Genomic DNA, 14,905 nt, shown 5'->3' with positions numbered 1-14,905 from the left:
ATCCGCTCGCCCCACAGGGGCCGCGGAGCTGTCGTCTGCTGCACGGGGTCCAGCCTCACACAGTCTCCGGCTGGCGCTCCGCCCGCACCGGCTCCGGCGCCCGCGACAGCCGCCCCGGCCACCACACGCGCCGCTCCAGGAGCACGCTCGCGGTCGTGACCAGGTATGTCCGCACGAGGAAGGTGTCGAGGAGCACGCCGACCGCGATCACGAAGCCGAGCTCTACGAGCCCCACGAGCGGGAGGGTGGTCAGTACGGCGAAGGTGGCGGCCAGCACGACGCCCGCGGAGGCGATGACCCCGCCGGTGGTGCGCAGGGCGGTGAGTGCCGCTGCCCGGGGTTCGGCGCCGGCGAGGGACTCCTCGCGCATCCGGTGCATGAGGAAGATGCCGTAGTCGACGCCGAGGGCGACGAGGAACACGAAGGACAGCAGCCCGAGCCCCGGGTCCGTGCCGTGGAAGCCGAGCACGGGCCCGAACACCAGCCCGCCGATCCCGAGCGCCGCGCCCCACACCGCGACCACGGCGACGAGCAGCATCAGCGGCGCGACCAGGCTGCGCAGCAGTCCGACGAGGATCACGAACACGGCGGCGAGCACGAGCGGCACGACGACCTCGCGGTCCCGGGCCTGGCTGTCGGCGAGGTCGAGCTGCTGGGCGCTGGGTCCGCCGACATAGGTGCCGTAGGTGTCGTCGAGCCCGGCGCGCAGGGCCTCGATGGTGCGGGTCTCGCCCTTCGACTCGGGAGCCGCGGTCGCGTACACGGAGATCTCGGTCCAGCCGGAGCCGCTGCGCCCGGCGCTCGCCTGCGCGACACCGGCGGTCGTACGGGCCTCGGCGAGCACGGCGTCAGCCTTGCCGGCCGGGGCGATGACGGTGATGGGCTGGCTGCTGCGTCCGGGGTAGGCGCGGGCCAGGGTCTGGCTCGCGGAGATCGACTCGGGCTTCGCGGTGAAGGAGTCCTCCTGCTTGAGCCCGCCGGGCAGGTTGAGCGCGCCCAGAGCCAGCGCGCCGAGGAGCACCGCCCCGCCGGCCAGCACGACGACCGGCCGGCGCGTGGCGGACGTACCCATCGCGGCGAACAGCGACCGGCGCACCCTGGGTTCGCTGCCGAAGGCCGGGATCAGCGGCCAGAACACGCGCCGCCCGAGCAGCACGAGCAGCGCCGGCAGCAGGGTGGTCATGGCGACCAGGGCCGCCAGTACGCCCACCATCCCGACCGGCCCCATCCCGCGGCTGCTGTTGAGGTCGGCGGCGAGCAGGCACAGCAGCCCGGCCGCCACGGTCCCCGAGGAGGCGAGGACCGCCGGACCGCAGCCTTTGAGCGCGGCGCGCATGGCCTCGTACGGGCGCTCGTGGCGCCGTAGCTCCTCGCGGTAGCGGGAGATGAGGAGCAGGGCGTAGTCGGTGCCGGCGCCGAGCACGAGGACCGTCATCACGCCGCCGCTCTGGCCGGTGACCGTGACACCGAAGGCCTCGTGGAGGCCGTATCCGGCGGCCATCGCCATGCCCGCGGCGACTCCGGCGACGGCGAGCGGCACCAGCCACAGGAAGGGGCTGCGGTAGATCAGGATCAGCAGGGCGGTGACGACGCCGAGGGTGGCGTAGAGCAGGGTGCCGTCGATGCTGCCGAACACCTTGCTCATGTCGGTCTGCAGCCCGCCGGGCCCGCCGACCTCGACGCTGAGCCCGGCCCCGCCGTCGGCGATGTCCCGCACGCCGTCGACGAAGGCGTCCCGCGCCTTGTCGTCCTGGCCGGGCCGGGTGCTGGAGACCGGGTACATGAGCGTGCTGCCGTCCTTCGACGGCACCGCCCGCGGCTTCCCGGTCAGCGGGTACGCCGTCCCGATCTCGGCGACCTGCGCGGCGGCCCTGCTCCTGTCGGCGGCCGTGAGCCCGCCGTCGCGGTGGTACACGAGGATCAGGTCGGTGGCCTCGCCGCCCGGCAACCGGTCCTGGATACGCGCGACTTGGGTGGAATCCGCGCTGTCGGGGAGGTAGTCGACGGAGCGGTTCTGCTGGATGCCGGAGAACTTCCCGGCCAGCGGTCCCGCGAGCACGAGCGCGGCCAGCCACAGGGCGAGCACCACCCAGGGCACGGCTCGCCGCTGCCGTACGGACGTCCTTGCGGCCCCCATGGACGGGCCTCCCTCCGGTCGGGTGTCTGGGTCGGTTCCAGACTCCCGGCGGGCAGGGGCGGGGTCGTCGGGCGTGAGGGCGAGCCGGGGGCTACTGCCGGGGGTGGCCCGGGTGCCGGATTACTCCCGCGGGAGTACCGGTGCGGTGCACATGGTCCCGTTCACGAGGGTGTGCGCGCCGCCTCCAGCAGGCGTTTCACGTCGTCCGTGCAGATGGTGAGGGCGGCCCCGACCGTCGCCAGGACGTCCCGCTCGGCGGGCGTGTACGGGCCGTCCGCGAGGGCGATGCGGGCGCCCTGCAGCAGGATCGATTCGCGGCCGACGGGGGCGAGGTGCGGGGCGAGCGGGTCGAGGGCCTCGTGCAGCTCTATGGCGAGGCCCGCGCCGCAGGACTGGCCGTAGACGCGGCCCGCGTCGGCGGCCAGCGCCTCGACGAGCGCGGCCAGCTGCTCCTCCGTGCAGTCGTCGAAGCCGGCCGAGCGGACGGCGGCCGCGGCTGCCTCCAGGGACGTACGGGAACAGGTGCCGCCCGCCGCCAGCACCGCCAGGGCGACGGTGTGCACGGCGTCGCGGAGCATCGCCGAGAAGCGGGTGGTGGTCGGGTGGTCGAGGGCGTCGGTGCCGAAGTGGCGGCGGCAGGCCGCGCATTCGACGACCGGGCCGGTCTCGCCGCGCGGCAGCACCGGTACGCCGAGGAGGGTGAAGCGGCGGCGGCCCGTCAGACGCTGGTAGTTGCGGTCGCCCCCGCACCCCGGGCAGAAGAACTCGCCGTCTCCGACGGGTGTCCACGCGGTGCGGGTCCCCAGAAGGCGCGCAGGCCTGGCCGCTCGGCCGTTTCGTCCCCGTACTGGCAGCACGTCGCACCTCCGTAACCGCGCGGCAACATCGTCGCGCTGGCGTGATGTTAGCCACATAAGAGAGGCCTAGTCAGCACCCCGGACGAGACCTTTCCGTGACCTCCACGGACCGGTGGCCGAAAAGGGACGGGGCCCTGATCGCCGTATACGAAGATCAGGACCCCGAAACCGCCGGTCAGAAGGGTCAGCGGGCGGCGCGATTGACGGCGGAGACGACCGCCTTCAGGGACGCACGCGTCGTGTTCGCGTCGATGCCGATTCCCCACAGGACCTTGTCGTCGATCGCGCATTCGATGTAGGAGGCGGCCTGCGCGGAGGCGCCCTCGCTCATCGTGTGCTCCTGGTAGTCCAGCAGCCGGGCGTCGACGCCGATGCCCTGCAGCGCGTGGAAGAACGCGGAGATCGGGCCGTTGCCGGTGCCCACCAGCGTGGTCTCGACGCCGTCCACCTCGGCCTCGACGGTCAGCGTGTCGACACCGTCCTTGTCGGTGGTCGACTGGCCGTTGCGGACCTGGATCCGGCCCCACGGGTCATTCGGGTTCGGCAGGTACTCGTCCTGGAAGACCGCCCAGATGTCGGAGCCGGTGACCTCGCCGCCCTCGGCGTCCGTCTTCGCCTGGATGATCTTCGAGAACTCGATCTGCATCCGGCGGGGCAGGTCCAGCTTGTGGTCGTTCTTCAGGACGTACGCGATACCGCCCTTGCCGGACTGCGAGTTGACCCGGATGACCGCCTCGTAGGAGCGGCCGACGTCCTTCGGGTCGATCGGCAGGTACGGCACCGCCCACTCGATGTCGTCGACCGTGACGCCCTTGGCCTTCGCGTCCGCCTCCATCGCGTCGAAGCCCTTCTTGATGGCGTCCTGGTGGGAGCCGGAGAAGGACGTGTAGACCAGGTCGCCCACGTACGGGTGGCGCGGGTGGACCTCCATCTGGTTGCAGTACTCCCACGTACGACGGATCTCGTCGATGTCGGAGAAGTCGATCTGCGGGTCGACGCCCTGGGAGAACAGGTTCATGCCCAGGGTGACCAGGTCGACGTTGCCGGTGCGCTCGCCCTGCCCGAACAGACAGCCCTCGACGCGGTCGGCGCCGGCCATCAGCGCCAGCTCGGCGGCGGCGACGGCCGTACCGCGGTCGTTGTGCGGGTGGATCGACAGGCAGACGTGCTCGCGGCGGGACAGGTTGCGGCCCATCCACTCGAAGCGGTCGGCGTGCGTGGAGGGGGTCGAACGCTCCACGGTGGCGGGCAGGTTGAGGATGATCTCGCGGCCGGGGCCCGGCTGCCACACGTCCATGACCGCCTCGCAGACCTCCAGCGCGAAGTCCAGCTCGGTGTCGGTGAAGATCTCGGGGCTGTACTGGTAGCCGAACTCCGTCTCCGGGCCCAGCAGCTTCTCGGCGTACTCCATGACCAGCCGCGTGCCGTCGACGGCGATCTGCTTGATCTGGTCCTTGGAGCCGCGGAAGACGACCCGGCGGAAGACCGGCGCGGTCGCGTTGTACAGGTGGACGTTGGCGCGCCTGGCGCCCTTCAGCGACTCGACGGTCCGCTCGATCAGGTCCTCGCGGGCCTGGGTCAGTACGGAGATGGTGACGTCGTCGGGGATCGCGCCCGGCTCCTCGATGATCGACCGTACGAAGTCGAAGTCCGTCTGCCCGGAGGCCGGGAAGCCGACCTCGATCTCCTTGTAGCCCATCTTGACCAGCTGGTCGAACATCCGGCGCTTGCGCTCGGGCGACATCGGGTCGATCAGGGCCTGGTTGCCGTCGCGCAGGTCGGTGGAGAGCCAGCGGGGGGCCTGGGTGATCCGCTTCTCGGGCCAGGTGCGGTCGGGGATGTCGACCTGCTCGTACTTCCCGTACTTGTGGATCGGCATGCTGCTGGGCTGCTGGCGGTTCGCCATGATTGCGGGGCTCCTCTTGGTGTCCTGAAGGACGGCCGACGACGCAACGCGAAGCTCCGCGGGGAGGGAGTCGACCTGGACTACAGGCCCTCGCCGCGGCAGCTAAGAAGAAGCAGCCCGAAACGCATGATGCGAAGCATGCTAGCCGAGCCTCTTCGGGCGCGGGGCGCCGTATCAGTATGCGGGACCCGTGGAACGAACGGGACAAAAAGTGCGCCATACCACTTCGTCACGGAGCGTGCGGCTTGCTGTCCCGATATTTCACCAATCATGGTTGCTACTAGTGACACCGGGATGACTCAGTGCAAGGGTGCCGGGCATGACGAAGACCAACGGGGGCTTCGAGCCCGTCTTCTGCACCGTCGTTCCGCCGCACATCCTCGACAAGCTGGCCCAGCACGAGGATCCCGCGCTGGCGAACCCCGCCCGCAAGACCCTGGAGCGCGACGCCTTCGAGCGCACCCACCGCCGCCTGACCACGGTGATCGGCGCCCCGGCGGTCGCCGCACCCCCCGGCGCCGCCGAAGGCAAACCGCACCGCACGATCTACGACGCCCGCCACCACACCGACCTCCCCGGCAGGAAGGTCCGCGGCGAAGGCGAGGACCCCGGCAAGGACGCCACCGTCAACCGCGCCTACGCCGGCCTCGGCGCCACCTTCGAGCTCTACCTCAAGGCCTACGAGCGCTACTCGATCGACGGCAACGGCCTCCCGCTCGACGCGAGCGTGCACTACGACAACGACTACAACAACGCCTTCTGGAACGGCGAGCAGATGGTGTTCGGCGACGGTGACGGCGAGATCTTCCTCGACTTCACCATCCCGATCGACGTCATCGGCCACGAACTCACCCACGGCGTCACGCAGTACACCGCGAACCTGACCTACTTCGGCCAGCCCGGCGCCCTCAACGAGTCCCTGTCCGACGTCTTCGGCTCCCTCATCAAGCAGTACACGCTCGGCCAGACCGCCGCCGAGGCCGACTGGCTGATCGGCGCGGGCCTGCTCGCCCCGCGCGTGACGGGCAAGGCGCTGCGCTCCATGAAGGAGCCGGGCACGGCGTACGACGACGACGTCCTCGGCAAGGACCCGCAGCCCGCGACCATGGACGACTTCGTCCGCACCGGCCGCGACAACGGCGGCGTCCACATCAACTCCGGCATCCCCAACCACGCCTTCTACCTGGCCGCGACCGCGCTCGGCGGCCACGCCTGGGAGAAGGCCGGGCAGGTCTGGTACGACGTCCTGACCGGCGGCGAGCTGAAGAAGGACGCCCTGTTCGTGGACTTCGCGAAGCTCACGGTCGCCGCGGCGAAGGCCCGCTTCGGCGACGGCGAGGAACTGCAGGCGGTCCTGAAGGCCTGGGAACAGGTCGGGGTGCGCACGGCGTAGTTCCGTACTAGACAGTCACCCATGCGTATTCGAGTACGGCGCACGGGCGGTTTCGCGGGCATCGAGCGGCAGGCCGAGGTGGACACCTCGGGGCGGCCCGATGCCCGCGAGTGGCAGGCCCTGGCCGAGCGGGCGATCGCCGGCGGCCGGGGCAGGCCCTCGGTGGGGGTTCCCGACGGCTTCAACTACGAGATCACGGTGGACGGACGGACGGTGTACGCGGCCGATCCCCGGCTCACCGAGGAGCAGCGGACGCTGATCTCCAGAGTGTTGAAGGAAGGCGCGTAAGGCCCGTAACAGGTCGTTCACGCACGGGCGTTGACTTGCTTACTGGTGGGTAAGGATGATCCGCGCATGACGATCGATCCGCTCAAGGCGGCGAACCCGATTCCGCAGTTCCCGGCCGGCTTCCTGTGGGGCGTCTCGACCTCGGCCCACCAGATCGAGGGCGCGGCGGACGAGCGCGAGCAGTCCGTCTGGGACGCCTTCACGGCCGAGCCGGGACGGGTGAAGGACGGCTCCACCGCGGCGGTGGCCTGCGACCACTACCACCGCTACGCCGAGGACGTGGCCCTCCTGGCCGGCCTGGGCGTGGACGCGTACCGCTTCTCGATCTCCTGGCCGCGGGTGAACTCCCCCAAGGGCCTCGACTTCTACGACCGCCTCGTGGACGAACTGCTCACGGCGGGCGTACGGCCGGTCCCGACCCTCTTCCACTGGGACCTGCCGGTCACGCTGGACTGGCTGGAGCGGGACACCGCCGCCCGGTTCGCCGAGTACGTCTCCGTCGTCGCCGAACGCCTCGGCGACCGGGTGAAGAAGTGGATCACCCTCAACGAGCCCGCGGAACACACCCTGTTGGGCCATGCGCTGGGCGCCCACGCCCCCGGCAAGCAGCTGCTCTTCGACGCGCTGCCCGTCGCCCACCACCAGCTCCTCGCACACGGTCTCGCGGTACGGGCGCTGCGCGCGGCCGGTGCGAACGACATCGGGATCGCCAACTCGCACGGCCCGACCTGGCCGGCCTCCGAGGAGACGGCGGACGTGGAGGCGGCCGGCTTCTACGACCTGCTGCTCAACCGCCTGTTCGCCGACCCGCTGCTGCTCGGCCAGTACCCCGAGGGTCTGGGGGAGTTGATGCCCGGGGATGTCGAGGCCGACCTCAAGGTCATCTCCGAACCCGTCGACTGGTACGGCGTCAACTACTACGCGCCGACCCGGGTGGGCGCTCCGCAGGGCGAGGACATCGAGTTCGGCGGCCTGACCATCCCGGCCGAACTCCCCTTCTCGGTACGGCAGATCGAGGGCGTCCCGGTCACGGACTTCGGCTGGCCGGTGGTCCCGGCGGGCCTGACGGAACTCCTCACCACCTTCCGCGACCGCTACGGCGACCGCCTCCCGCCCGTTGTCATCACCGAGAACGGCTGCTCGTACGAAGGGATCGACGACCAGGACCGCATCGCCTACCTGGACGGCCACATCCGCGCCCTGCACGACGCCGTCGAGGCGGGCGTGGACGTGCGCGGGTACTTCGTGTGGTCGCTGCTGGACAACTTCGAGTGGGCGGAGGGGTACGAGCGCCGCTTCGGCCTGGTCCACGTCGACTACGAGACCCAGAAGCGCACCCCGAAGGCCTCGTACGACTGGTTCCGGGACGTGCTCAGGACACAGAGATGACGGCCACCCGGCCGTCGGAGGCTCTCGCCGAGCCGGTCGATCGGGTCGGGCGCGGCTGGACGGCGTCCCTGTCGCTCGCCAACGGGGCCATCTGGGTGGGCTGGTTCGGCCCCCTGCAGATTCTGCTGGCGTCGCAGGCGAAGGACTTCGCGCCCGGCTCCGGCATGTCCAAGGAGACGATGCTGGCCTGGGTGACGGGCATCGGCGCACTGGTCTCGCTGCTCGCCAACCCGCTCTTCGGCGCGCTGTCGGACCGGACGACCGCACCCTGGGGCCGCCGTACACCGTGGATCGTGGCCGGGGCGGCGGGCGGGGCGCTGTCGTTGCTGCTGCTCGCGGGCGCGGGCGGGCTGTGGACGATGACGCTGGGCTGGTGTCTGGTCCAGCTCACCCTGAACGCGGCCTTCGCGGCGGTCACCGCGGCCGTGCCGGACCGGGTGCCGCGGCTCCAACGCGGCTCGGTGGGCGGCTGGTTGGGGGCGGCGCAGATCCTGGGCGTGGTCGGCGGGACCGGACTCGCGACGGCGGCGGGTGGGATCGGGGCCGGGTATGCGGCGTGCGCGGTGTTCACGGTGGTGGGCGTGCTGCCGTACGTGCTGCGCCATCCCGATCTGCGGCTGGCCGCGGCGGACCGGCCGCCCTGGTCCTGGCGCGGCTTCCTCGCCGGGTTCTGGCTCAGTCCGAAGCGCTATCCCGATCTGGGCTGGGCCTGGCTGACCCGCTTCCTCATCAACCTCAGCAACGCCCTGGTCCTCCTCTACCTCCTCTACTACCTCCGCGACCGCCTGCACTACCACGACCCCGACCAGGGGGTGCTGATCCTCACCGCCGTGAACGGGCTGACACTGCTCGCCACGGTCGTGGTGGGCGGTGTCTGGTCCGACCGGGTCGGACGGCGCAAACCCTTCGTGGTCTGGTCCGGGGTGCTGATGGCGGTGGCGACGGCGGCGCTGGCCGCCTGGCAGACGTGGCCCGGCGCCGTCGTCGCGGCGGCGGTGCTCGGCATCGGCTTCGGGGTGTTCACCTCGGTCGACTTCGCGCTGATGACGGACGTGCTCCCGACGGCCCTGGACCGCGGCAAGGACCTCGGCGTCATCAACGTCGCCAACGCCCTCCCCCAGGTCGCGGCCCCCGCCCTCGCCGCCCCGATCGTGACGTACCTGGGCGGCTACCGGGTGCTGTACGCCGTGGCGGCGGTGATCGGGTTGGCGGGGGCGGTGTTCGTCGACCGGATCAGGGGCGTGGACTAGAGCGCTCCGGCGTCCCGGGCCGCGTACACCGACGGATGGATGGGCCGGTACCCCAGCTCCCTCCGGATCCGCTCCGTCGACATGATCACCAGCCACGGGTCGGGGTCGGTCCGGTCCTGGAGCTCGGCCGGGACCTCCACGCCGTTCAGCTGGTGCAGCTCGACCGCCGTCACGGGCGCGTCGTCCGCGATGTTGTAGATCCGGCCGGCGATGCCCGGTGCGTGCAGGATCCGCAGCAGGCCCTGGGCGACGTCCGCGTGGTGGCCCATGTGCAGCCGCTGGGTCGCCGCCCAGTTGCCGGCCCACATCAGGGACTGCGCGAGGTGCGGGTCGCCCTCGCCGTACACGAACGGCAGCCGGGCGACCCGTACGTCCATGCCGTCGAGCGCCAGCAGCTCCCGTTCGGCCTGCGCCTTCGACTCGGGATACGCGCCCCACATCGACCCGCCGGGCCGGCTCTCGTCCTCCTCCGTCACCGGCCGCCCCCGCCCCGTGCCGTACACCAGCCCCGTACTGACCTGCACGAACCGCCGCACGCCGGCCGCCTGCGCGGCCCGCCCCAGCTCGACCGCCGCGTCGCGGTTGACGGCCCGCGCCTCCTCGTCCGGCACGCCGCGGAAGGCGGCGGCGACGTTCACGACGGCGTCCACGCCCGCGACCGCCTTGCCGAGCGCCTCCGCGTCCCGCAGATCACCGACGACGACCTCCGCGCCCAGCTCCGCGAACCGCTCCCCGCGGGCCGCGTCCCGCACCAGCACCCGCACGCGTTCGTCGCCCCGGCTCTGGGCGATCAGCCTCGGCACGAATCGGCGTCCGACCTGTCCCGTCGTACCGGTCACCAAAGTCAGCATGTCCTGCTCCTCTCGTCACGGACCAGCATTCAGCGGGGATCCCGGTACCGGGAGAGACCCCTCGATCCGGGGATCGGCAGTCCCTGGATAAGCCGGGCGGCTTCGCGCAGGGTGGAGGGGTGAACCGAGCCGAACTCGCCGACTTCCTGCGCCGTGGCCGTGCCCGCCTCGACCCGTCCGACGTGGGCCTCACGGCCGGCGCGCGGCGCCGTACGCCGGGGCTGCGGCGCGAGGAGGTGGCCCAGCTGGCGGGGATGTCGGTGGACTACTACACGCGCCTCGAACAGTCCCGGGGTCCGCGGCCGTCGCGCCAGATGCTCACGGCACTGGCCCGCGCCCTGCGCCTGACGGACGACGAGCGGGACCACCTGTTCCATCTGGCGGGCGAGGAGCCGCCGCGCAGGGGCGGGGCGTCCTCACACGTCAACCCCGGGCTGCTGCTGGTCCTCGACCGGCTGTACGACACCCCGGCGCTGGTGACGAGCGACTGCGGGGAGGTGCTGGCGCAGAACGCGATGTCGCGGGCGCTGTCCGGGGACGTGTTCGCCCGCTCGCCCGGTGACCGCAACATGCTCCGCCGCTTCTTCCTGGACCCGTCCTCGCGCGGGCTCTTCCCGCCGGAGGACGTCCCCGAGCACGCGCGCGCCCACGTCGCCAACCTGCGGGCGGTGGCGGCGGCCCGCCCCGACGACCCTGAACCGGCGGCGCTGGTGGCCGAACTGCGTTCCGGCAGCGAGGAGTTCGCGGCGCTCTGGGACGAGCACGAGGTGGCGGTGCGCCGCCAGTCCACGAAACGCTTCCGGCACCCGCTGGTCGGCCTCCTGGAACTGGACTGCGAGATCCTCGCCACCCAGGACACCCACCACATGCTGGTCATCCACACGGCCCGCCCAGGCACGCCCTCCCACGAACGCCTGCAACTCCTCCGCGTGATAGGCCTCCAGAACCTGACCCCGTCAGAACCCCAGCCGACGTAGCTGCTTGGGATCCCGCTGCCAGTCCTTGGCGACCTTGACGTGCAGATCCAGGCTGTATCAATTTGCGGCTACCGCCGCGCGGCCGACGTACCCACCAGCGCCTCGATCTGCTTGCGGCTCTTGATGCCCACCTTCTTCAGGCGTTCGCCACGACGGCCACCGCCGTACCCCCACCCGCCCCTGCTCAGAACCCCAGCCGCCGCAACTGCTTCGGATCCCGCTGCCAGTCCTTCGCGACCTTGACGTGCAGGTCCAGGAAGACCGGCGTACCAAGCAGTGCCTCGATCTGCTTGCGGCTCTTGATGCCGACCTTCTTCAGGCGTTCGCCCTTCGGGCCGATGATGATGCCCTTCTGGCTGGGGCGTTCGATGAAGAGGTTGGCGTGGATGTCGAGGAGGGGCTTGTCGGCGGGGCGGTCCTCGCGCGGGAGCATCTCCTCGACCACGACCGCGATGGAGTGCGGGAGCTCGTCGCGGACGCCCTCCAGGGCCGCCTCCCGGATCAGCTCGGCGATCATGACCTGCTCGGGCTCGTCGGTGAGGTCGCCCTCGGGGTAGAGCGCCGGGCCCTCCGGGAGGAGCGGGACCAGGAGGTCCGCGAGGAGGCTCACCTGCTTGTCGCCGACCGCCGACACCGGCACGATCTCGGCCCACTCGAAGCCGAGCTCCTTGCCCAGCTGGTCGATGGCGATGAGCTGCTCGGCCAGGGTCTTGGAGTCGACCAGGTCCGTCTTGGTGACGATGGCGATCTTGGGGGTCTTGCGGATGCCCGCCAGCTCCTTGGCGATGAAGCGGTCGCCGGGGCCGATCTTCTCGTTGGCGGGGAGGCAGAAGCCGATCACGTCGACCTCGGCCCACGTCGTGCGGACCACGTCGTTCAGGCGCTCACCCAGCAGCGTGCGCGGCTTGTGCAGCCCAGGCGTGTCGACCAGGATCAGCTGGGCGTCCTCCCGGTGCACGATCCCCCGCACCGTGTGCCGCGTGGTCTGCGGCTGGTTCGCGGTGATCGCCACCTTCTGCCCGACCAGAGCGTTCGTGAGGGTGGACTTGCCCGCGTTGGGACGCCCGACGAAACAGGCGAAGCCCGCGCGGTGTGGGGCCGCCGCCGACGGCTCGGATGACTGACTGCGAACGCTCATGCGGCCATTCTCCCTGATCCAAGAAGCCCCGCCGCACCGTGAGGTTCCGGTAACCCACACGCAACGAAACATCACGGAAACATATACGTACCCAAGCAGAAATACACAGCGGTGACCCTCTGACGAGCCCCCACCCGTTGGAGACCCGCATGTCCCTCGCCGCCGCACAGGCTGCCGCGCGCATCGACACCGGCGACACCGCCTGGCTGCTCGCCGCCACCGCCCTCGTCCTGCTGATGACCCCGGGCCTCGCCCTCTTCTACGGCGGCATGGTCCGCACGAAGAGCGTCCTCAACATGCTGATGATGAGCTTCGTGTCGATCGCGCTGGTCACGGTGGTGTGGCTGGCCGCGGGCTATTCGCTCGCGTTCGGGGACGACATCGGCGCCGGGCTGCTCGGCGGCCTGAAGCACGCCGGGATGGCCGGCCTCGGCCCGGACAGCGTGCAGGGCACGGTCCCCACCCTCCTGTTCGCCACCTTCCAGCTCACCTTCGCGATCATCACGGCCGCGCTCGTCAGCGGCGCGGTCGCGGACCGCGTGAAGTTCGGCGCCTGGCTGGTCTTCGTGCCGGTGTGGGCGCTGCTCGTATACGTTCCCGTCGCCCACTGGGTCTGGGGCCCGGGCGGCTGGATCCTGGACCACCTCGGCGCCCTGGACTTCGCGGGCGGTCTGCCGGTCGAGATCACCTCCGGCGCCTCCGGCCTCGCCCTCTGCCTGGTCCTCGGCCCGCGGCTCGGGTTCAAGAAGGACGCGATGCGCCCGCACAACCTGCCGATGGTGATGCTGGGCGCCGGTCTCCTCTGGTTCGGCTGGTTCGGCTTCAACGCCGGCTCCGCCCTCGGCGCCAACGGCCTCGCCGCCGCCGTCTTCCTCAACACCCTCGCCGCCGGCTGCACCGGCCTGCTCGGCTGGCTCTTCGTCGAGCAGAAGCGCGACGGCCACCCGACGACTCTTGGCGCGGCTTCCGGCGCGGTCGCCGGCCTGGTCGCCATCACCCCGTCCTGCGGCTCGGTCTCGCTCCTCGGCGCCCTGGTCGTCGGCCTCGCCGCCGGCGTCGTCTGCTCGTACGCCGTGGGCTGGAAGTTCAAGCTGAATTACGACGACTCGCTCGACGTCGTCGGCGTCCACCTGGTCGGCGGCGTCATCGGCACCCTGCTGATCGGCGTCTTCGCCGAGAAGGCGATGACGGGTGGCACGCAGGGCCTGCTGTACGGCGGCGGGCTCGCGCAGCTCGGCAAGCAGCTGGTGGCCGTGGTCGCGGTGGCGGCGTACGCCTTCGTGGTCACGTACGGGATCGGCAAGGTGATCGACCGGGCGATGGGCTTTAGGGCGAGCGAGGAGCAGGAGCACACCGGCCTGGACCTTACGGTGCACGCCGAGACCGCATACGATCACGGCGTCCTGGGCCACGGCGCCCCGGTCAGCTCCTCCGTCGTCCCCTCCGCCCAGAAGGTCAAGTCCCAGGCATGAAGCTCATCACCGCGATCGTCAAGCCCTACCGCCTCGACGAGGTGAAGACCGCCCTCCAGGAGATGGGCATCAACGGTCTGACCGTGAGCGAGGCCAGCGGTTACGGCCGTCAGCGCGGCCACACCGAGGTGTACCGGGGCGCCGAGTACCAGGTCGACCTCGTGCCCAAGGTCCGTATCGAGGTCGTCGTCGACGACGCCGACTGCGACGCCGTGATCGACGCGATCGTCAAGGCCGCACAGACGGGGAAGATCGGGGACGGGAAGGTGTGGGCGCTGCCGGTCGAGACGGTCGTACGGGTACGGACGGGAGAGCGCGGGCCCGACGCGCTCTGAGCAGCAGGACCGTCCCCACCACGGCCACCACCAGCAGGATCACCGCGACCAGCCAGGGCAGGGCGAAGAAGGACGCGCTCGCCGATTCCTCGGTGTCCTTGGCGCTCGCGGTCAACGTGACGTCTCCCCAGTCGAGTTGGGGCGCGCCGCGCCACGGTTCGGTGAGCTGGACGCGCTGGCCGGGCAGCAGCTCGGCGGGGATGCGGGTGAGGTCGCGGGAGAGCAGCGTTCGGCCGAACAGTCCGCTCGCGCGCAGCTCCACCTTGGGGTTCAGGGTGACGTTGCCGGTGTTGTGCAGGGTGTAGGAGATCGTCGCCGTGCTGTCGCCGAGGCCGGGGACGAGGGGCTGGTGGTGGACGACGTGGACGTGCTCGACCGCGATCGCGGACAGGGTCGGGCCGCCGACGCGCAGATAGACGCGGGCGGCGACCGCCCGCTGGACGCCGAGCGCGAGTGAGCCGTCGCCCCGGTCGACCTGTTCGTCGAGGGCGACCAACGCGCCTGGGTGGTCGCCGGGTTCGGCGCCCTCGGGCACGGTGAGCGTGAAGGGGACGGTGACCTTGCCGTGCGCCGGGACGGTGATCCGGGACTTCGCGGGCTTCGCCCAGGCGCCCACGCCCCGCTGCTTCTCCTTGACCGTCTTCACGGCGAACCCGCCGTCCCGCGCGGTGTTGTAGGCGTCGGCGGCGTACATCCGGAAGGTCAGCGGCTTGCCGGTCTTGTTGGCGACGACCACCTTGTCGGAGATCGTCGTGCCGGGATCGGCGGAGAGATAGAAGTACGGCCGTGCGCCGAGCTTCGACGCGGCCGGGTAGACGGACCAGCTGCCGTTGTCGGCGGCGTGCGCGGGCGCGGCCGGCAGCGCGGCCAGGACCAGGCCCAGGAGGAGGACGTACAGCTTGCGCATGGGTG

13 protein-coding genes and 1 pseudogene are annotated in these 14,905 nt (G+C 71.0%); 7 read left to right on the top strand and 7 right to left on the bottom strand.

What is annotated here, in order from left to right; translation table 11 throughout:
• Nucleotides 1-55: 55 nt before the first annotated feature.
• From MQP27_RS01440 to leuA, 3 genes are all read right to left on the bottom strand, one after another.
• A complete protein-coding gene (locus tag MQP27_RS01440; protein ID WP_242759572.1) occupies nucleotides 56-2,137 on the bottom strand; it encodes an MMPL family transporter in 2,082 nt (693 codons plus the stop codon).
• Nucleotides 2,138-2,298: 161 nt separating this feature from the next.
• Complete coding sequence (locus MQP27_RS01435; protein ID WP_242759569.1) at nucleotides 2,299-2,994, bottom strand: TerB family tellurite resistance protein; 696 nt, start codon at nucleotides 2,992-2,994, stop codon at nucleotides 2,299-2,301.
• Nucleotides 2,995-3,178: 184 nt separating this feature from the next.
• Entirely contained in the window at nucleotides 3,179-4,900 is a 1,722-nt protein-coding gene (gene leuA / locus MQP27_RS01430) for a 2-isopropylmalate synthase (RefSeq protein ID WP_242759567.1), read from the bottom strand.
• Nucleotides 4,901-5,219: 319 nt separating this feature from the next.
• Here leuA and MQP27_RS01425 point away from each other — a divergent pair, with 319 nt between their 5' ends.
• The 4 genes from MQP27_RS01425 to MQP27_RS01410 all read left to right on the top strand — a co-directional run bounded on the left by MQP27_RS01425 (nucleotide 5,220) and on the right by MQP27_RS01410 (nucleotide 9,220).
• A complete protein-coding gene (locus tag MQP27_RS01425; protein ID WP_242759564.1) occupies nucleotides 5,220-6,293 on the top strand; it encodes a M4 family metallopeptidase in 1,074 nt (357 codons plus the stop codon).
• Between the two features lie 21 nt (nucleotides 6,294-6,314).
• Nucleotides 6,315-6,581 carry a protealysin inhibitor emfourin gene (locus MQP27_RS01420; protein WP_242759562.1) on the top strand — a complete coding sequence of 89 codons (267 nt, stop codon included), beginning with the start codon at nucleotides 6,315-6,317 and terminating at the stop codon, nucleotides 6,579-6,581.
• A 66-nt stretch (nucleotides 6,582-6,647) separates the two neighbouring features.
• The gene (locus MQP27_RS01415; RefSeq protein ID WP_242759559.1) at nucleotides 6,648-7,970 is read left to right on the top strand and encodes a GH1 family beta-glucosidase; all 1,323 of its coding nucleotides are present in this window, start codon (nucleotides 6,648-6,650) and stop codon (nucleotides 7,968-7,970) included.
• Nucleotides 7,967-9,220, top strand: coding sequence for an MFS transporter (locus MQP27_RS01410; protein ID WP_242759556.1), 1,254 nt, complete (start codon nucleotides 7,967-7,969; stop codon nucleotides 9,218-9,220). Before MQP27_RS01415 ends, MQP27_RS01410 begins: the two co-directional genes overlap by 4 nt.
• Here the strand turns inward: MQP27_RS01410 and MQP27_RS01405 are convergent.
• Nucleotides 9,217-10,071 carry an NAD-dependent epimerase/dehydratase family protein gene (locus tag MQP27_RS01405; RefSeq protein ID WP_242759553.1) on the bottom strand — a complete coding sequence of 285 codons (855 nt, stop codon included), beginning with the start codon at nucleotides 10,069-10,071 and terminating at the stop codon, nucleotides 9,217-9,219. The genes MQP27_RS01410 and MQP27_RS01405 overlap by 4 nt on opposite strands.
• A 119-nt stretch (nucleotides 10,072-10,190) precedes the next feature.
• Here MQP27_RS01405 and MQP27_RS01400 point away from each other — a divergent pair, with 119 nt between their 5' ends.
• Nucleotides 10,191-11,048, top strand: coding sequence for a helix-turn-helix transcriptional regulator (locus MQP27_RS01400; RefSeq protein WP_242759550.1), 858 nt, complete (start codon nucleotides 10,191-10,193; stop codon nucleotides 11,046-11,048).
• On the opposite strand, the pseudogene MQP27_RS51880 reads toward MQP27_RS01400, so the two are convergent.
• Nucleotides 11,028-11,206: pseudogene (locus tag MQP27_RS51880) on the bottom strand (KH domain-containing protein); the annotation flags it as partial. The gene MQP27_RS01400 and the pseudogene MQP27_RS51880 sit on opposite strands and share 21 nt — an antisense overlap.
• 26 nt (nucleotides 11,207-11,232) lie before the next feature.
• Nucleotides 11,233-12,186, bottom strand: coding sequence for a GTPase Era (gene era / locus MQP27_RS01395; protein WP_242759548.1), 954 nt, complete (start codon nucleotides 12,184-12,186; stop codon nucleotides 11,233-11,235).
• 149 nt (nucleotides 12,187-12,335) lie between these two features.
• On the opposite strand from era, the gene MQP27_RS01390 reads away from it, so the two are divergent.
• Complete coding sequence (locus MQP27_RS01390; protein ID WP_242759544.1) at nucleotides 12,336-13,658, top strand: ammonium transporter; 1,323 nt, start codon at nucleotides 12,336-12,338, stop codon at nucleotides 13,656-13,658.
• Nucleotides 13,655-13,993: a P-II family nitrogen regulator gene (locus tag MQP27_RS01385; RefSeq protein WP_242759542.1), complete on the top strand. Its 339-nt coding sequence runs from the start codon at nucleotides 13,655-13,657 to the stop codon at nucleotides 13,991-13,993. The genes MQP27_RS01390 and MQP27_RS01385 overlap by 4 nt, the downstream gene beginning before the upstream one ends.
• On the opposite strand, the gene MQP27_RS01380 is transcribed toward MQP27_RS01385, so the two are convergent.
• Nucleotides 13,887-14,900, bottom strand: a complete 1,014-nt coding sequence (locus tag MQP27_RS01380; RefSeq protein WP_242759539.1) for a WxL protein peptidoglycan domain-containing protein — start codon at nucleotides 14,898-14,900, stop codon at nucleotides 13,887-13,889. The genes MQP27_RS01385 and MQP27_RS01380 overlap by 107 nt on opposite strands.
• Nucleotides 14,901-14,905: the final 5 nt, after the last annotated feature.

It is taken from the genome of Streptomyces cylindrosporus (assembly GCF_022698165.1).
Classification (GTDB): Bacteria; Actinomycetota; Actinomycetes; order Streptomycetales; family Streptomycetaceae; genus Streptomyces; species Streptomyces cylindrosporus.
Note: the sequence above shows the minus strand (reverse complement) of the source record. Positions and strands in the feature narration are given on the sequence as shown.